We start from the raw sequence: 18,295 nt of genomic DNA on the forward strand, positions 1-18,295 counted from the left end.
GAACGCTAACTCAGTTTTTAGGCATGGGGAAAGTGAATACCCTTGGGATTAAACAAGCTAATAAGTGTATGCATGTATCAGCAACAGCCTATAATCTTAAAAAATATTTAAAATATATGAAAAACCTATCAGAAAGTATAGCGGGAATACTTGTTATTATTAAAAGCACAAAAAAACACCTAATAAGCGTTCGAATGATATGTTTTAAACCACTTATATTTTAGAGAAAATATGGAGTATCAAAAATAAAAACAGCTTAAAAACAAAGATTTTAAGCTGTTTTTATACTTTTTTAAGGGGTTGTGCAACGGTTACCATTGTTAGGCATAGTTTTTATTTTCCAGATAATCTTATTTTTTCTTGTTCTAGTTCTGATATTTTTTCTTGTAATTCTGTCAGGTTATCTTCTAGCATAGACAATTCAATAGCATTATTATGAGCGAAATCATCTGCTGTTACAGAGTATAAATCATCTACATACTTTCTGTAGTTTTCTACATACTTAGTTTCGGACTTAAGTATCAATTTCAATTTTTCTAACTCTTTACTTAAATCTAAGGTTTTATTTGATTTTTTTTCATCATCATCTTTTTCATTTATAAAATTTGATAAAAGGTCAATATTTTCTTCTTCGATTTCAGTACCAAGATATTTATTTGCATTGTGTAAAAATTGAGCTTGATTATACATCCAGAATTCAACACCTGAATTGTCATATATTTCTTTGATAAGTTCTTTTCTTGGGCTTTTTATTCTTTTATTTTCTTTTTCAAGAATACACCAATCTTCTTTAAGGTCATTGCAAATGAATATTATAGGCTTTTTATTTTCTTTAGAAAAGTCTAAAATTTGTTTCCAAATAATTAAATCTCCAAATATTTGAGTTCCTTTTTTGTCTTTTAAGTCTTCATAGCCAGGAGGAATAGAGAATTCATATCTATGTTTTCCTTCTTTTGTTATTTCAATTATTTCATTGAAATTATAATCATTACCAATTTTAAAAGAACTCTCAAAAGCATTTAATACATCGTCATTGGAATGTAAATCATTTATTTCTTTTTCGATATCATCAATTTGATTATTAATATCCTTTTCAAATTCTATTGAATCTTCTTTTAGTGAATTAAAACTTTTAAAGAAGTCTTCAATTTTATTTTGTTTTAAAAAAGGATGTTTATCATCATTAGATGTTCTACGTTTTAAATCCTCTATTTTTTTTCCAATAGTATTTATTGAATTCTTTATATCTTTTAGGGTTTCTGTTTTTAGAGGTTTATATTTTTCATTAATAGGTTTGCTTATTATCCTTTTTCGATTTTTTAAATATTCATATTTAACGTGTGCAGGAGACCATAGTCTATCTTTCAGTTTTATATTGAATAAATTATTAAAGATATTTTCCCTTGTATTTTTGGGTAAGAAATAAAAGTCTAAAAGAGCAGATGAATCGAATACAATAAATGAATCTTCCCACATATTTTTTTCTTTTGAATCAGTTAATTCGTAGATATTATATTTCATCTTTTTATTGGAGAATTTATTTTTTAATTATGCCTAACTATTATATATACTCAGTTTTATTAATCATATCCAGCTTATAACAACACTAAAAGCAAGAACCTGCAATAGGTTTTTCAATGCAATTTCCTGCGCCAAAACAAACGGTTTCTGTTTCGCAACCGCCTTCTTCTTCGGTGCAAGAGCTAAAGCTTAAGGAAATTGTTGTTACGAGTATAATGTGTTTTAATATCTTCATCTGTTTCATTTTATGTTTTCTTCATATTTCAAAAACATAAGCAACGAATTTACTTTGTTTCTGTAAAAGAATCAATACGTATAACTGCGTATTTTTCTTTAACGGTGAGCAAATTACAAAAGTTTGTTTAGTCAACTTTACGGAAAACCGTAATTGTAGAATAAAAGCATAAAAGAAGCCCTAAATAGGGCTTCTTTTTTATTTGTAAGTACTAAAAATGTACTATTACTAATGGGTTTAAGCAATAGTTATTCTTTAATAATTTTCAATGCTTTTGCATTTTCTGTTTTCAAGATATAGATTCCGTTAGTTAAGTTTCTAAGATCTATTTGTTCTTTTTCTTGTATAGAACCGTTTAAAACGCTTTCACCAAGTATATTGTAAATGGTATAATTTTCTTTTACTTTAAACCCTGAAATTTCAATAAAATCTGTAGATGGATTTGGATAAGCGGTTATTGTGTTTGAATTATTTTCAAGTTGATTTGTAGATAATGTTGATTTATCAAAAATAGAAACGTTATCAATTAATACTTGCGCGCCAGCATCTCCACGTGAGTATATAAAAGCTTGAACATTTTCTGTATCGGTAGCTGTATATTCAAATTCTCCTTTTTTCCACTCTGTTGTAGATGAGTCTGTATAGGGATTAGTTAAAAAAGTAGTTGGAAAAGCACCTGGAGTATGAGATAAATTAAATTCAACCTGAGTTAAATTACCAGAAACAGCTTTGTAATAAAAAGTACAAACATAAGTTACACCAGAGGTGAATGACATATTATCTGTATTTATATAGTTAAATGTTCTACTTGAGGCAATTTCTAATTGTAGACTTGCTGTACCATTTTGAAAATCGGCACTTTTTTCCCATAATCCGTCAAAAAATCTAGTCCAATCATCTGGGTTTGTATCAAAAGAATCCCAATTCTCCATATCTCCATTAGGAACAAGGTTTGTTTGCGCATTGATATTTAATGTTGCAATAAATAAAAATAGAATAAGTAGTTTTTTCTTCATAATTGTTTTGTTTTGAGTGTTTTAAATTATATTGTTTGATTACCTCTGTTCCTTAAACCTTTTTATAAAACAAATGCTGTTATGTTTTATGCTGTTTTTAGGACTTAAAAGTGATAGCAAGTAAATATTTATATATGAAATTACGTAGTTTTAATTGTTAAATGTAGGATATAGTGTCATTGTTTTACTGTTCGTCGATAAATGTTGTTTTTTTTGTGTGTTAGGAATAAAATGTTGGTTATTTAATTTTAGTTGTTTTTCTGGTTGTAAATTCGAAGAACATGTTCTTTATAATAACTTAAATGGAAGAGTAGGATTGTTTAATTACGGTAAAAAAAAGTATAGTAATTTAATTTGTTATATATCGATAAATTTATGCTAACCTTAAATTGGAGAAGAGTAGGTGTTATATTTTTTTATATTTAATTTTTGAATCAGATTGTAGTCTTATTTCTGAAAATAAATCGATGTATAAAGTTGCTCATTTTTGTTTTACACGTAGTTGTTATTTAAAACAGAAACGCCTTAAAATATTAATTTTAAGACGTTTTATGCTAAGATTTAGGAATGTAGTAAAATATAATTTTTTTTTAACTATTCTGTAAACTCAATAACTTGTGCTGAAACAGTAACGAGTTTTCTACCGAAAAAAGGAAAACTTGATCCTTTAATTTCAACTGTTTCATTGATAACTGCTTTTGCTCCTCCTTCAAGATTTGCATTTTGAAGCATCTCGGCTTTTGCTTCTGTTATTAACGCCTTTTTAGATAAACCACCAATACCAAAAATATAGGTTACGCTCGCGTCTCCGCTAACGCTATTTATTACTTTAAAGTTCTTTTTTGATAAAACAACTTGAGTGGAATGATTGTTAACATTGGATGTTAATCCATAATGTCCTGCACAACTGGTAAGTGAAATTGTTCCAACGAGAGTGATAATAATTGATAATTTTTTAATCATTTTGATAAATTTAGGGTGCCTACTTCTGTTTTAAGTCTGTTTTCGACTTATTCCGACTTTATTTTTAATTCTGATTTTATTTGATTTTACACTATAAGGTTTGAGTTTTCCTTTAACACCACGCAAATTATAACAGTCCAACCAATCAAATTTACGGGTATCCGTAATTGGAGAATAAAAGGCCTAAAAAAAGCCCAAAAAATTGAGCTTTGTGTAGTTTGTCGATATTGAAATGCATTATTAAGCGTTCCAATCTTCTTTTATATATCGAAGGGCTTCTTCCAAAACTTGTTTAGATGGTTTTGGGTTAAAACCTAAAACACTTTTAGAAGCACTAATATCATAATCTTGTTTTAAGCCATAAAACATATCGAGATAATGCCGTTGGAGTAGAGGTTCTTTACCTGTTATTTTACTACTAAATTCCATAAGTCCAGCAACGGCGTATAATAGACATTTTGGAACTGTTTTTGGGGTTTTTAGTTTTAATTCGGGATACAAATTAGCGGCAATTTTCACGCTGTCTTGCAAAGTGGTGTGTGTAGGATTGGATAGAATGTAACGGGTTTGATTTTCACCTTTCAGCATGGCTTGGTAAGCGCCAAAGGCGACATCTTTAACATCGACCCAGTTTAAGGTTACATTGGTATCTACAGGAATTTCGCCTTTTAAAATTTGATGCACCAAATGGTTAGAGTAATTTAATTTGTGAGCATGGCTGCCAATCATGGCGGATGGTAAAATGAGTACGGTTCTAATACCGTATTTTTGGCCTAATTTTAAGGCCAATTTATCGGAATCGTTTTTAGAATTGTAATACCAATTTCTACGGTCTTTGTTATAACCATTATTAACGTTTGCGGGCAAGGTGGTAAAATCTAAAGAGGCTACCGAACTTACGTAAACAATATGTTTTATACCGCAGGCTTTCGCAACGTCGAACAGGTTTTGGGTGCCTTTTAGGTTGTTGTCGTAAATTTCTGTTTTTGGATCTTTGGCCCACATGCTAAAGTTTGCCGCTACGGCGTATAAGTGGGTTACATTTTTAAATGCTTTTTTTAGCGAGGCTGTATCTAAAAGGTCGGCCTGTACAACATCGCAATCTAAACCCTCAAAAGGAGCAGAGTTATTGATATCTCTAACTGTGGTTCTAACATTTTGATTTTTAGATAGTAGTAAACGGATTAAATTATTGCCTAAATGGCCGTTTCCGCCTGTAACTAATGCAATATCTTTACTTGTGTTTTCAATGTTATCTTTGCTCATGTTTTTATTTTTTGTTTGAGCAAAGGTCTGTGCTTATTGATGTTTTAAAAATAACATTTGTTAGAAAGTGATTTGTTTTCTAATACGACTTAGCGATTGTGGCTCCATGCCTAAAAAAGATGCTATATTATCTATAGAAACGTTTAAAGCTAGGTTTGGATGTTGTTTTATAAACTTCTCATAACGTTGTTTTGCTGTTAATATCTGAAAATCTTTAACGCGTTCGAGTTTACAATTTAAATGTTCGTTTGTAACGGTTTTTATAAAATCGCTCCAAAAGGTAGATTGTGTCTGTAATAGGTTATAATCGGGTTTTGAAATTTTTAATAGTTTGCAATCGGTAATGGTTTCATAGTAATCTGGAGCAGGCGTTTCACTCATAAAACTATCTAATGAGGTAAAAAAATCTTGTTCTGGTACTAAATGCTGTACTACAATTTTGCCATCTAGGTTTTGATACCCTTTTACAATGCCTTCACTTAAAAAATAAACATAGCGTTCTACTTTTCCGGCTTCTAAAAGTTTGGTTTGTGCAGGTACGTGCTCGGTAATAAAATAATGTTGAACTAAACGAGTATCTTCTTCAGTTAAAGTAAATCGCGATTGAATATAGTTTAGCAAATTTTTCATGATTGTGCTTTGGATAGGGCGGACGTTAGAAAATGGATTATTTAGACGCCGTTATTATTTCCGAAAAGACGAAGATAATCCAAATTGATTTAAAGGCAAGTTCCCGTTAAACAAAAAAAAACCACCCTGTTTTCACAAGATGGTTTTAAAATAAATACAAATTTTTCTTTTTCAATTATTTGTCGATAGAACCCAACACGCGTTGCATAAAACTGTTTACAGCTTCTTTTTTCGGGGTGCCTTCTTTTATCATTTTATTCACTTCAATGGCGCCGTACATATTAGAAATAAGTTCGCCAATAACATCTAATTCTTCATCTTTTAGAGAAGAAACTTCGGTTAAAGCTTCAAGTGTTTCAATAGTTTCAACAACGTAATCTTCGTCGTTTTCTTCAATAAATTGTGTTAAATGTTTTATTACTGGTAATTTCATTTTTATATGGTATTAATCACGCTTTCGCGGAAAGGTCTTCTACTTTGTATTATATTACTTCGCTAACTAATTCTTTTAAAACATCGAATTTGTTAGTTTGTACTTGCTTAACTAATTTGCCGCCTTTAAAGGTTGCAAACGTTGGTAAATTATCAACCGTAGCTAGTTTTCTAGATTCAGGAAACTTTTCAGCATCAACAATAACAAAAGATACACCTTCGTTTTCTGTTGCTAATTTTTTAAATTTAGGTTTCATAATTCTACAATTTCCACACCATGTGGCAGAATATTGAACAATTACTGTATCATTACTCGAAACGATTTCACCTAAATTATCTTGGTCTAATTCATTTATCATAACTATATTTTTTTTTGGAGTGTGTTATTTAAAACAATCTAAAAGCTGAAAGAAATAGCTATTGCTGTTTTAAATAGAATTTTGAAGGCCTGCCTAAATTAATTATGAGAGACAAACAGGCCTTAAAATTATTTTTTTAACTAGTTAGCTGCTAAGTATGCTGCAGTTCCTTTTGCATTTGGAGCCATAGCTTCTTTTCCTTCTTCCCAGTTTGCAGGACAAACTTCACCTTTTTCTTGTACGTGAGTTAAAGCATCTACTAAACGGATGTATTCACCAACATTTCTACCTAAAGGCATGTTGTTAATACTTTCGTGTTGTACAACACCATCTTCGTCAATAATGTAAGTTGCTCTGTAAGTTACGTTATCACCTTCAACTTGTACAGTTCCAGTTTCTTCATCAAACGTTTCGTTAGTGATATCTAAAATACCTAAGATGTTTGATAAGTTTCTGTTACTATCTGCTAAAATTGGGTAAGTTACACCTTCAATTCCACCGTTATCTTTAGCTTGGCTTAACCATGCAAAGTGTACTTCTGGAGTATCGCAAGATGCACCAATAACAATAGTGTTACGTTTTTCGAATTCTGGTAAAGCCGCTTGAAATGCGTGTAATTCTGTTGGGCATACAAAAGTAAAATCTTTTGGGTACCAAAATAAAACTACTTTTTTCTTGTTGTTAACTGCTTCTTCAAGAACGTTTACTTTAAAAGTATCGCCCATATCGTTCATTGCGTCAACGTTTAAATCTGGAAATTTTTTTCCTACTAATGCCATGTGTTTATGTTTTTATTTGTTAATTGTTTTCTGGGTACAAATATAAAACACATTTAAGGTTTTTAGTAAAATCCGAAATTTTAATTTCTTATTACAGAATAGTTTTTGTCTATGGAATTAAAATTTATTGATAATTTAATTCTATTTAGAGGCGAGTTGTCTAATTTTAATATTTAAAGCCGCAAAAAGGAGTGTAGTAAACGGACTTAACCAGTTGAATATAGCATATACAAAATACTCTGATATGCCGACACCCAAAACCCCAGATTGATAAGCTCCACAGGTATTCCAAGGGATAAGTACCGAAGTTACCGTCCCGGAATCTTCTAAGGTTCTACTTAAATTTTCAGGGGCTAAACCACGATCTTCATAAGCTTTTTTAAACATTTTACCAGGAATTACAATAGCTAAATATTGATCGGATGCTATAATGTTTAAGCCTAAACAGCTAATTACTGTACTAGCAAATAAACCAAATACAGAGGTGGCTATAGATAGTAACCCTTTTGTTATTCTAGCCAAGGCACCAATGCCATCCATAATACCACCAAAAATCATGGCACAAGTAATTAAATAGATGGTCCAAAGCATACCTTTCATGCCACCAGCAGAAAAGAGCTCGTTTAGTTTTTCATTATCGGTAGTAATTTGTGTATCGGTTAAAATAGAGGTTGTAATTGTAGAGATTTTAGAATCTCCTAAACCATTAAGAATTTCTGGTTGAAAAACAAATGCAAAAACAGCCGCTAATAAAACACCCGTTACTAAAGCAATAAGGGGTTTTGTTTTTAAGAGAATTAAAGCAATTACAGTAACTGGTACTAAAAACAACCAAGGTGTAATATTAAATGTACTCGCTATAGTGACCAATAAACTTGAAACATCGGCACTTCCGGTAGTATCAACAGATAAACTTAAAATAGCAAAAACAACTAGGGTAATTATTATGGTAGGTATGGTGGTAAGCGTCATATACCTAATATGTGTAAATAAATCTGTTCCAGCCATGGCAGGAGCAAGGTTAGTGGTATCACTTAATGGCGACATTTTATCTCCAAAATAAGCACCAGAAATTACAGCACCAGCAATCATTCCAGGAGGAATTCCTAAAGCGGTACCAATACCAACTAGAGCAATACCAACGGTAGCCGATGTGGTCCAAGAACTTCCTGTTGCAATAGAGATTACGGCAGCAATAATAACAGATGCTGGTAAGAATATACTTGGGCTTAGCACTTGCAAACCATAATAAACCATAGCAGGAATTACGCCACTAACAAGCCATGTACCAGCTAAAGCTCCAACTAAAAACAAGATCATAATCGGTATAAAAACACTTTTTAGGTTGGCCCAAACTTCGGTAACCATGCGGTTAACAGATACTTTGTTGTAAAAACCAACTACGGCTGCAATGGCACCACCAATAAGTAAAATAAATTGATTAGAATATTCTCCAAACCATTCGCCATCCTTATAAGTGATGTTGTAAAATAATAAACCCATTAGAAGAATTACAGGAATTAAAGCTTCCCAAATATTCAATTCTGAGTTTTCAATAATTGTTTCATGGTCTGCTTTTATCTCAGAAATATTCTTGTCGTCGTGCATGCTATCAATTTTGTACCGTAATGTTACGATTTTAGTTGAATGTATGCAAATAGAAATACTTGCTTACTTTTGCCATTCAATTCAAAAAATATTATGGATTCATTAACTCAAATCGTTTTAGGTGCTGCATGTGGCGAAGCTGTGTTAGGCAAGAAAATAGGTAATAAAGCGCTGTTATTTGGTGCAATAGGCGGCACGATTCCCGATTTGGATGTTATTGTGGGTGGCATAATTCATCAAAATAAAATTGATGCGATGTTATTTCACCGCGGGTTTATGCACTCCATTTTATTTTCTGTTTTGGCGGCTTTTTTCTTCGGCTGGTTGGTTTTCAAGTTCTATAATACCAAAAAACGTATAGATACAACAAGCCAAAGTGATTGGGTACGTTTGTTTTTCTGGTCGCTTTTAACGCATCCCATATTAGATTGTTTTACACCTTATGGTACGCAATTGTTCGCACCATTTAGTAATTATAGAGTAGCTTTTAATAATATTGCTGTGGTCGATCCGTTGTATACCGTTCCTTTTTTAGTATGTATTATTGTCTTAATGTTTTTTAAACGCACATCAGTAAAAAGAAGCATTTGGCTTAAATGGGGTATAGGGATCAGTTCGGTTTATATGCTTTTTACGGTGGTTAATAAATTGTATATCGATTCAGTTTTTAGAAGTTCTTTGGCAGAAAAAGAAATAGAATATTACCGTTACAGTTCTAACCCCGCACTTTTAAACAATATATTATGGTATGGCATTGCCGAAACAAAAAAGGGTTATTTTATCGCTAATTATTCACTTTTAGACACTAAAAGTAGCTTTATTAATTTTGTGGAATTGCCAAAACAACGCGATTTAAAACCAGAAGCTTATCAAGATATAAAAGATCTAGCTTGGTTTAGTAATGGTTATTATAGTGTGTATAAAATGGAGGACAATAATTATCAATATAACGATTTGCGTTATCCGTTATTAGATGACAAAGATCCGAACTCTTCAGTATTTAAAATGAAACTTTTTAAAGAAGGCGGCCGCCTAAACATGATACCTTTTGAGCCAGAATTGAGAGATTTTAAAGCAGCTATCGCGAATCTGTGGGAACGTACAAAAGGAATTTAATCTTCTAAAATTTTGGTGTCAAAACCATCAATACTTTGGGTGTTGTTTTCTTTCCAGTAGTTTTCAATACGGGCTTTGCCTTGTTTTTCCGACCAAGAATTTAGCATACCACGTTCTTCTTTAAAATCCATAAAAGGAATAGAGTAGCCGCAAGATGTTTGTACAGATTCTATATCCATAACAATAATTTGTCTAGAGCCTGTATTTCTTTCAAACAAACCAATATGCTCATGGTATTCCGCATCGCGCTCATGGTAGGTTATTGCACTACCATAAAGGCGTAAAATCAAAGGTTTACCTTCAAAAGCACAAAACATAATAGTCATTCGGTTTTTTTGCAGTAGGTGAGCAGCTGTTTCGTTGCCACTACCTGTTAAGTTCAACCAAACTATTTTATTAGGCGATAAAACCCGAAGTGAATCATGTCCTTTTGGTGAAATATTTATGCGTCCATCACTAGCCGCTGTACCAACAAAAAAGATATGTTGGGCTTTAATAAAATCTTCAATTTCTGGAGTTATACTCGGTTTAAAATCACTCATTTAAATGGTGTAAGAAATTAATCTAAATATTTAGAAGGAATCGGGTTTAACCAAGTTTCCTGAGTCCAGTACATATTCAAAATCCACCAACGCTCGCCATCATTCAGTAATTGTATACTGTTAATGCCTCGCATTTCAGAGTCTTCTTTATTTTCATCTTCCGTATTATAGGTTTTATAACTACTAAAAACATGCGCCATACGGCCATACTCTTCTGTTTTTCTGCGCATTTCTTTTTTTACAAAACCATTAGATGTAATCCATTTACTAGAACTTTTTACATAATCTGCAGCACCCATAAATTTCACCTGAAACTCTCTATCATTATTTCTTCCTGCTGTAATTAATTTTGCATCTGGGTGAAACAAAAGTTTAAAAAGTTTCCAATCACGTTCTTCATTCTTTTTCCCCGAAACCACATCATAAAGTGTATTAACCACATTATTTACGGTTGCATAATTTTCCGAGTAGTCAATTGGCTCTACAGCTTTTTCTTTGCCGGTTTCCTTTCCCTTTTCTTGTCCTTTTTTAGGCCCTTTTTGCGCCTGAGCGGTAATAGAAATTGCAGTTAAAAAAAGTATAAAAACGTATTTCTTCATGGTTGCTTATTTGTAAATTTTCTTAATTCGATCTAAGTTTCGTTTATTATCACGATCTTTTATAGTTTCACGTTTATCATATAGTTTTTTACCTTTAGCCAAAGCAATAACTAATTTAGCGTAACCTTTTTCGTTAATAAATAAACGCAACGGAATTATAGTTAAACCTGTATTTTGCACTTCTTTATGCAATTTTTTTAATTCCTTTCGGTTTAGCAGCAATTTTCGTTCCGCTTTTGGCTTATGGTTATAATAATTCCCATAGATATATTCCTCAACCGTCATATTTATTACAAAAAGTTCGCCAGCCTCGTTAAACTCGCAAAAACTTTCGGCAATAGATGCTCTACTACTTCTAATCGACTTAATTTCAGTACCCGAAAGTACAATTCCTGCGGTGTACTTATCTAAAATCTCGTATAGAAAGCGCGCCTTTTTGTTCTGTATGTTTATCTTATTTTGCATGACCAACAAAATTACAAAAATTATTATGGCATTCCCTTTTTTAAAGCTAGAAGATTTTCGAAAAATAAAATCTTTTAACTTTAAAAAACGTCGGGCTATACGCTACAAGTCCTCGTGCCACCAATTACCATTGGCATCACTGTGGGCTTTTCACTGCTATCCCTAATGCGAGCGCCAAGGTTCTGGATTTCAATAAGTACTGTGGCCTCCGCGCAACATTTTACAATTTTAGAAAACACGCTAATCATAGCGTTTTCTTAAAATAGAGTCGTCTATCAAAAAAATAAATTACATTTACAATACTAAAATTATTGTCCGGTATACATGCGTAAATTCTCCATATTTTTAATCTCATTTAGTTTCTGTATTTCATGCGTAAGCGTTAAAAAACATAATGCACAAATAGAAGCATTACACACACCAGAGAGCTTGCATATGGATATAGATCGAGTTTATAATCAATTAAAAAAGCACCATCCAAATCTATATCAATATACCTCTAAAACCGATTTAGACTTTAAATTCGACAGCCTAAAAAGAGCCATAAACTCACCAATTAATTCGCGAGATTTTTATAAAAAATTAGCACCAGTAGTAGCGCAGGTAAAGCAAGGGCACGTATCTTTAGGGTCGGCATATACAGAGTATACAAGAAAAGAGCTTAAAGCATTAAAAAAGAAAAAGTTTGAGTTTTACGATCTCGATTTCGAATATTTAGACCATAAACTTTGGGTTATAGAAACTAGAGGTAAAGATTCCTCTTTAGTAGGAGCAGAAGTGCTTAAACTAGAAAACGAAAATGTATCCGATTTAATAACTGGGTTTAAATCACGTTTTGCTTCCGATGGTTATAATCAAACTTTACAAAACAGATTGGTAGGCCGAAATTTTTCAACATTTTATTTTAAAGAGAAAGGTTTTATCGATAGTTTACAAGTACAGTTCAAACTAAATGATTCTGTGTTTATAAAAACACTAAAGCGTATTGATAAAAAAGAAAAAACTAAAGAAAACGATTCCATTGCTCCAGAGCCAAAACCTATAATAAAATTAAGTAAAGCGAAAAAAAAACAAAATAGAATTGCAGAACGAAATAAGCGCAAAAAGCATAGAGAGTTAGGTTTTATAGCTAAAAGTAAAGAGTACACACGTAATTTTAGTTTTATTGGTAAAGACAGCGCCACGGCTTACATTAAAATTAGAGGCTTTAATAATGGTAACTACCGAAAGTTTTATAAAAAAAGTTTCAAAAAGTTAGATTCTGCTAAAACCAAAAACTTGGTACTCGATTTAAGAGATAATGGAGGCGGGCGCATAGCCGAAATAAACTATTTATACAGCTATCTAGCGAAAACAAAATACCAATTTATGGCACCTGCCGAAGTAAATAGACGCTTGTCTTTTTTTCCGGCGTTTATGAATAACACCTCTTCGGTTGCTACTAAAATATTTATGGGTATTGCATCACCATTTATAGCGGTAGACAATCTTTTAAAAACAAAAAAGCAAGATGGAAAGCTCTATTATAGATTTCCATATTCCAAAGAAAAAGAACCTAGAGACCAAAACTACACAGGGAATTTATATGTATTAACAAATGGAAACTCGTTTTCTGCATCGGCTTTAATTTCTACGCATTTAAAAGCAACTAAAAGAGCTGTTTTTGTTGGTGAAGAAACAGGTGGCGCTTATAATGGTTGTGTTGCAGGTTTGTATAAAATTTATCAATTACCAGAAACGAAGTTAAAAATTAGAATGGGGCTTATGCAAATAGAAGCACCGTTTAAACAAAATCCTGATGGTTTTGGTATTAAGCCTAATGTTGAAATAACGCCAACCATTTCAGATAGACTTTCCGGAAAAGATCCTGAACTTGAATGGATTTTATCAGACATTTCTAAAAATTAAAAATATTTGGCAATGTATTTGCTTAAAACAATTTGAAAACAATAATTTCGTTTTCAAATTGTTTTACAATCTACATACAACAAGATTTTCCTTATGAAATTAATAAAATTATCAACCTTACTATTTTTTGTTTCCACGTTAATTCTTTCTGCGCAAAGTATTAATCAATTGGATAATGCAGGAAAACGAGATGGCGTTTGGAAGAAAAACTTCGATAATACCGATGTAATTCGTTATCAAGGCACTTTTCTACATGGTAAAGAAGTAGGTGAATTCAAGTTTTATAAAAACGTTAGAGGTAAAGCAGTATTATCTGCAACAAAATTGTTTAATAAAAATAATAACATTGCTAAAGTGGTGTTTTTAGCCTCAAACGGAAAAGTAATTAGTGAAGGTGAAATGGATGGTAAAACCTATATTGGCACCTGGAAATACTATCAAAAAAGTAATAATAATCTACTCATTTTAGAACACTTTGATAATGCTGGTGCGTTAATTGGCGAACGTTTGGTGTATTATAAAAATGGAGAAATAGCCCAAAGAGAGAACTATAAAGCCGGAAAACTTCATGGCGAATCGTTTTGGTATTCAGAAAATAAGGTGGTTTTAAAATCTTATGTTTATGAAAATGGCGAAATTCATGGACCAGCAAAAATTTATAATGGCAAAGGCGAATTACTTATCGATGGCCAATACAAACGCGATAAAAAACATGGCGTTTGGAAATACTACGAAAACGGCAAACTAACAACCGAAAAAGATTTTACATACGTGCCAAAGTACATTAAAAAACAATAATACGCTTGCTCTTTTTAGGCTTACAAACTGTATGTGTTTTACTTATAAATAGGATAGTTATTTACTATCGAAATTCAATTTAAATACAATCCATAATACCTACCTTTGTAAACTAATTTTTTTAGACAACAAACCATTAATTAAAACAATGTATTTGCTGGTTTTTCTAGGTTATATCTAGATTATCGGTACATATATTTTATTATATAAAGCATGAAACGAGTTGTAATTGGACTTTCGGGAGGTGTAGATTCTAGTGTTGCTGCATATTTATTACAGGAGCAAGGTTATGAAGTTATCGGACTATTTATGAAAAACTGGCACGATGATACGGTTACCATATCAAATGAATGTCCGTGGCTAGATGATAGTAATGATGCAATGTTGGTTGCCGAAAAGCTTGGTATTCCTTTTCAAACGGTAGATTTAAGTGAAGAATATAAGGAGCGTATTGTAGATTACATGTTCAATGAATATGAAAAAGGACGTACGCCAAATCCTGATGTACTTTGTAATAGAGAGATTAAGTTTGATGTTTTCATGAAAATCGCTCTAGATTTAGGTGCAGATTATGTTGCTACAGGGCATTATTGCCGTAAAGGAACACTTGAAAAAGATGATGAATCTGTTTATCAATTATTAGCAGGTGTCGATGGAAATAAGGATCAATCTTATTTCTTATGTCAGTTATCACAAGAGCAACTTGCAAAATCACTGTTTCCTATAGGGGAATTAACTAAGCCAGAAGTGCGCGAAATTGCTATGAGTTTAGATTTAGTTACTGCAGAGAAAAAAGATTCTCAAGGACTTTGTTTTATTGGGAAGGTAAAATTACCCGATTTCCTTCAGCAACAGCTAAAACCAAAAGAAGGTGTTATTGTTGAGATTTCTAATGATCTTGATATATATAAGGAAACAGAGCAGAGTTTTGCTTCCGAAGAAGAAAAATTGGCCTATTCATCTCGTAAAATTGATTATAAAGTTGATTTAGGAAAAATAGTAGGTAAGCATCAGGGTGCGCATTATTTTACAAAAGGTCAACGAAAAGGTTTAGGTGTTGGTGGTACTATCGAGCCTTTATTTGTAATTGATACAGATGTAAATGAAAATGTAATTTACACAGGTCAAGGAAAAGCACATCCGGGATTATTTAAAAGGGCTCTTTTTGTAACCAATGATGAGTTACATTGGGTGCGAGAAGATTTAGCTATCGCGAATGGGGAAACCATGGAAGTACTAGCTAGAATACGCTATCGCCAAGCTTTAGAAAAAGCTACTTTACATAAAGTAGAATTGGGTATGTATGTAGAATTCGAGAATCCGCAATCGGCTATTACGGAGGGACAATTTGTAGCATGGTATTTTGAAGATGAGTTACTTGGTTCCGGAGTTATTTCGTAACTTAGTGCATCTAAATCTATTACATTGAAAAAAATTATACTTTCCCTCAGTTTATTCGCTTTTTCATGTCATTTATTTTCCCAAGAAGATGCTTGGGTGTATTTGGCAGATAAAGAAAATGAAACCACTTTTATTGCCAATCCGTTAACTATGCTTACTCAAAAAGCACTGGATAGAAAGGCTAGGCATGGTGTGTCTATAGATGCACGCGATGTACCTGTAAACGAAGACTATATTACAGCTATTAAAAATGCTGACGGCATATCCGTTTTAGCGAAATCTAAATGGTTCAATGCTGTACATGTTCGTGGTGAAAAAACAGCTATTGAAAACTTATTTATCAATCAAAATAACTTGATTGAGCCTAAAAGAACATTTATAAGTAAAATTGTTTTTGCAGATAGATCTCAAGGCGCTTTAGAGAAATCGACCAATGAAAAACGAAGGTATAAGTTCGAAACTATTTTAACCGATTATAATTACGGTAATGCCAACCAAAATAATCAGATTAAAATGATTAATGGCGATGTGTTACATCAAACAGGTTTTACAGGTGAAGGGATGACAGTTGCCATAATGGATGGAGGATTTCCAAATGTTAATACCATGAGTTCGTTTGAAGCACTTCGAAATAATGGAAAACTACTTGACGATTACGATTTTGTAAACCGTGATGATGATGTTTACACCAATACATCTACAAATCACGGGACTTTGGTTTTAAGTGCTATGGCCGGATATATTGACACTGCAACTAAAAATTACGTTGGTACAGCGCCCAATGCATCATATTATCTATTTATTACTGAAGATAATAATGATGAAAACCCAGTAGAAGAAAGTTATTGGGTGGAAGCTGCTGAACGTGCAGATAGTTTAGGGGTAGATATTATAAATACCTCTTTAGGGTATGATGATTTTGATCCAGGAACTAAGTACGATTACGAGCCATCGGATATGGATGGGCAAACAGCATACATTACAAAAGGAGCTAATATTGCTTTTGAAAAAGGAATGCTCTTAGTAACATCGGCAGGAAATGCTTGGGGAGCTAGTGTTGGTGCGCCGGCAGATTCTCCAAATGTTTTAACTATTGGAGCTGTTGATTCTAATGGTGATTATGCCATTTTTAGTTCCATAGGTACGACCTATCAACCTACTCTAAAACCCGATGTTGTGGCACAAGGCGCTAGTAGTTATTTAATTAATGAATTTGATAATATTATCACCAATAGCGGTACATCTTTTAGTGCGCCAATTTTGGCTGGTGGTATTGCATGCTTGTGGCAAGCTTACCCAAGTTTAACCAATTCTGAAATTATGGATTTGGTTAGAGAATCAGCATCACAATACAATAACCCTGATTTTTATTTAGGTTATGGTATTCCAGATTTAGAGAAAGCTTTGTCAAATATCTATGCGCTTGATACTACAAATGCCAGTATGAACGATAAAATTACGCTGTATCCTAACCCAATGAATGCGCGTTTGTTTGTGAGCCTTCCTACCGATGATTTTGCAACATTAAATCTCTTTGATGTTTCAGGAAAAAAGATTAATACGTATCAAGTTTCAAATGAAAATAATTGGATCAATACTTCAGAATTGGCCAAAGGCCTTTATGTTGTTAGGCTTGAAACTGTAAATGGAATTGATACCTTTAGACTTATAAAAGAATAATGGCAAATAGAATTACCGAACTTTTTGGAATTAAATACCCAATTATTCAAGCAGGAATGATTTGGAATAGTGGTTGGAGATTAGCTTCAGCTGCTAGTAATGCTGATATTTTAGGATTAATTGGAGCAGGATCGATGTATCCTGAGGTGTTACGTGAACATATCCAAAAATGTAAAAAAGCAACAAATAAACCTTTTGGAGTAAATGTCCCAATGTTATACCCTAACATTGAGGAAATCATGAATATTATAGTTGAAGAAGGTGTTAAAATTGTGTTTACTTCTGCAGGAAATCCAAAAACTTGGACCTCTTGGTTACAAGATAGAGGTATTACTGTTGTGCACGTGGTGAGTTCTGTAAAGTTCGCTTTAAAAGCTCAAGAAGCTGGTGTAGATGCCGTTGTTGCCGAAGGTTTTGAAGCTGGTGGACATAACGGACGGGATGAAACAACCTCCTTGACATTAATACCAATGGTTAAGGAAAAAATAACCATACCACTAATTGCCGCAGGCGGAATCGCAACAGGTAAAGCCATGTTGGCCACTATGGTTTTAGGAGCAGATGGTGTTCAAATTGGGAGTCGGTTTGTTGCTAGTACAGAAAGTTCTGCACATGCTAACTTTAAACAAGTGGTTGTTGATGCTAAAGAAGGTGATACGCAGTTAACGTTAAAAGAATTAGCGCCAGTACGTTTAGTAAAAAACGTCTTTTTTAATGAGGTACAAGATTTATACAAAACAGCTCCAAGTGTAGATCAATTAAAAGAATTACTTGGTCGCGGACGTGCCAAAAAGGGTATGTTTGAAGGTGATTTGGATGATGGTGAACTAGAAATCGGGCAGATTGCAGGTATTATTCATTCAATAAAACCTGTGGCAGACATTGTTACGGAAATCATCACTGAATTTGAAGATGCAAAGCGTGATGTTTCTCAACTTTAAAACTCATAATTTCACCAATAAATAAACTTAAATATT

General features: G+C 32.7%; 19 protein-coding genes and 1 pseudogene. 7 read left to right on the forward strand and 13 right to left on the reverse strand.

Annotation, left to right across the window (positions count from 1 at the left end):
* Nucleotides 1–224 (forward strand): annotated as a pseudogene (locus BM246_RS20080) (IS1182 family transposase); the annotation flags it as partial.
* A 109-nt stretch (nucleotides 225–333) separates the two neighbouring features.
* Here the strand turns inward: BM246_RS20080 and BM246_RS03050 are convergent.
* From BM246_RS03050 to nhaC, 10 genes are all read right to left on the reverse strand, one after another.
* Entirely contained in the window at nucleotides 334–1,521 is a 1,188-nt protein-coding gene (locus tag BM246_RS03050; protein ID WP_074935775.1) for a PIN-like domain-containing protein, read from the reverse strand.
* A gap of 85 nt (nucleotides 1,522–1,606) precedes the next feature.
* The gene (locus tag BM246_RS19905) at nucleotides 1,607–1,756 is read right to left on the reverse strand and encodes a hypothetical protein (protein WP_175489771.1); all 150 of its coding nucleotides are present in this window, start codon (nucleotides 1,754–1,756) and stop codon (nucleotides 1,607–1,609) included.
* A 248-nt stretch (nucleotides 1,757–2,004) separates the two neighbouring features.
* Complete coding sequence (locus tag BM246_RS03055) at nucleotides 2,005–2,772, reverse strand: T9SS type A sorting domain-containing protein (RefSeq protein ID WP_074935776.1); 768 nt, start codon at nucleotides 2,770–2,772, stop codon at nucleotides 2,005–2,007.
* 594 nt (nucleotides 2,773–3,366) lie between these two features.
* Nucleotides 3,367–3,732: a DUF6567 family protein gene (locus tag BM246_RS03060; RefSeq protein WP_074936417.1), complete on the reverse strand. Its 366-nt coding sequence runs from the start codon at nucleotides 3,730–3,732 to the stop codon at nucleotides 3,367–3,369.
* Between the two features lie 243 nt (nucleotides 3,733–3,975).
* Nucleotides 3,976–5,001: an NAD-dependent epimerase/dehydratase family protein gene (locus tag BM246_RS03065; protein WP_074935777.1), complete on the reverse strand. Its 1,026-nt coding sequence runs from the start codon at nucleotides 4,999–5,001 to the stop codon at nucleotides 3,976–3,978.
* Nucleotides 5,002–5,061: 60 nt separating this feature from the next.
* Complete coding sequence (locus BM246_RS03070; protein WP_074935778.1) at nucleotides 5,062–5,631, reverse strand: Crp/Fnr family transcriptional regulator; 570 nt, start codon at nucleotides 5,629–5,631, stop codon at nucleotides 5,062–5,064.
* A 175-nt stretch (nucleotides 5,632–5,806) separates the two neighbouring features.
* On the reverse strand, nucleotides 5,807–6,064 hold the full coding sequence (locus BM246_RS03075) for a DUF6952 family protein (protein WP_042503452.1): 258 nt from the start codon (nucleotides 6,062–6,064) through the stop codon (nucleotides 5,807–5,809).
* Between the two features lie 49 nt (nucleotides 6,065–6,113).
* The gene (locus tag BM246_RS03080) at nucleotides 6,114–6,422 is read right to left on the reverse strand and encodes a thioredoxin family protein (protein ID WP_042503454.1); all 309 of its coding nucleotides are present in this window, start codon (nucleotides 6,420–6,422) and stop codon (nucleotides 6,114–6,116) included.
* Between the two features lie 140 nt (nucleotides 6,423–6,562).
* The gene (locus BM246_RS03085; protein ID WP_042498751.1) at nucleotides 6,563–7,201 is read right to left on the reverse strand and encodes a peroxiredoxin; all 639 of its coding nucleotides are present in this window, start codon (nucleotides 7,199–7,201) and stop codon (nucleotides 6,563–6,565) included.
* A 141-nt stretch (nucleotides 7,202–7,342) separates the two neighbouring features.
* Nucleotides 7,343–8,809 (reverse strand): Na+/H+ antiporter NhaC, encoded by a 1,467-nt coding sequence (nhaC, locus tag BM246_RS03090; RefSeq protein ID WP_042503457.1) that lies wholly within the window; start codon nucleotides 8,807–8,809, stop codon nucleotides 7,343–7,345.
* A gap of 93 nt (nucleotides 8,810–8,902) precedes the next feature.
* Here nhaC and BM246_RS03095 point away from each other — a divergent pair, with 93 nt between their 5' ends.
* Entirely contained in the window at nucleotides 8,903–9,925 is a 1,023-nt protein-coding gene (locus BM246_RS03095; RefSeq protein ID WP_074936419.1) for a metal-dependent hydrolase, read from the forward strand.
* Here BM246_RS03095 and BM246_RS03100 read toward each other — a convergent pair.
* Genes BM246_RS03100 through smpB form a run of 3 tightly spaced genes read right to left on the reverse strand, consistent with a single transcriptional unit; the run spans nucleotide 9,922 to nucleotide 11,531 of the window.
* The gene (locus BM246_RS03100; protein ID WP_042503459.1) at nucleotides 9,922–10,467 is read right to left on the reverse strand and encodes a pyridoxamine 5'-phosphate oxidase family protein; all 546 of its coding nucleotides are present in this window, start codon (nucleotides 10,465–10,467) and stop codon (nucleotides 9,922–9,924) included. The two genes, BM246_RS03095 and BM246_RS03100, sit on opposite strands and share 4 nt — an antisense overlap.
* Before the next feature lie 17 nt (nucleotides 10,468–10,484).
* Nucleotides 10,485–11,066 carry a hypothetical protein gene (locus BM246_RS03105; RefSeq protein ID WP_042503463.1) on the reverse strand — a complete coding sequence of 194 codons (582 nt, stop codon included), beginning with the start codon at nucleotides 11,064–11,066 and terminating at the stop codon, nucleotides 10,485–10,487.
* Nucleotides 11,067–11,072: 6 nt separating this feature from the next.
* Nucleotides 11,073–11,531 carry an SsrA-binding protein SmpB gene (smpB, locus tag BM246_RS03110; protein WP_042498759.1) on the reverse strand — a complete coding sequence of 153 codons (459 nt, stop codon included), beginning with the start codon at nucleotides 11,529–11,531 and terminating at the stop codon, nucleotides 11,073–11,075.
* 324 nt (nucleotides 11,532–11,855) lie between these two features.
* Here smpB and BM246_RS03115 point away from each other — a divergent pair, with 324 nt between their 5' ends.
* The 5 genes from BM246_RS03115 to BM246_RS03135 all read left to right on the forward strand — a co-directional run bounded on the left by BM246_RS03115 (nucleotide 11,856) and on the right by BM246_RS03135 (nucleotide 18,259).
* Entirely contained in the window at nucleotides 11,856–13,439 is a 1,584-nt protein-coding gene (locus tag BM246_RS03115) for a S41 family peptidase (protein WP_074935779.1), read from the forward strand.
* Between the two features lie 93 nt (nucleotides 13,440–13,532).
* The gene (locus tag BM246_RS03120; protein WP_074935780.1) at nucleotides 13,533–14,237 is read left to right on the forward strand and encodes a toxin-antitoxin system YwqK family antitoxin; all 705 of its coding nucleotides are present in this window, start codon (nucleotides 13,533–13,535) and stop codon (nucleotides 14,235–14,237) included.
* A 213-nt stretch (nucleotides 14,238–14,450) separates the two neighbouring features.
* Nucleotides 14,451–15,638, forward strand: coding sequence for a tRNA 2-thiouridine(34) synthase MnmA (gene mnmA, locus BM246_RS03125; RefSeq protein ID WP_074935781.1), 1,188 nt, complete (start codon nucleotides 14,451–14,453; stop codon nucleotides 15,636–15,638).
* 24 nt (nucleotides 15,639–15,662) lie between these two features.
* Nucleotides 15,663–17,318, forward strand: a complete 1,656-nt coding sequence (locus BM246_RS03130) for a S8 family serine peptidase (protein WP_074935782.1) — start codon at nucleotides 15,663–15,665, stop codon at nucleotides 17,316–17,318.
* A complete protein-coding gene (locus BM246_RS03135; RefSeq protein ID WP_074935783.1) occupies nucleotides 17,318–18,259 on the forward strand; it encodes an NAD(P)H-dependent flavin oxidoreductase in 942 nt (313 codons plus the stop codon). Before BM246_RS03130 ends, BM246_RS03135 begins: the two co-directional genes overlap by 1 nt.
* Nucleotides 18,260–18,295: the final 36 nt, after the last annotated feature.

The sequence above is a fragment of the Algibacter lectus genome (genome assembly GCF_900112395.1).
GTDB lineage: Bacteria > Bacteroidota > Bacteroidia > Flavobacteriales > Flavobacteriaceae > Algibacter > Algibacter lectus.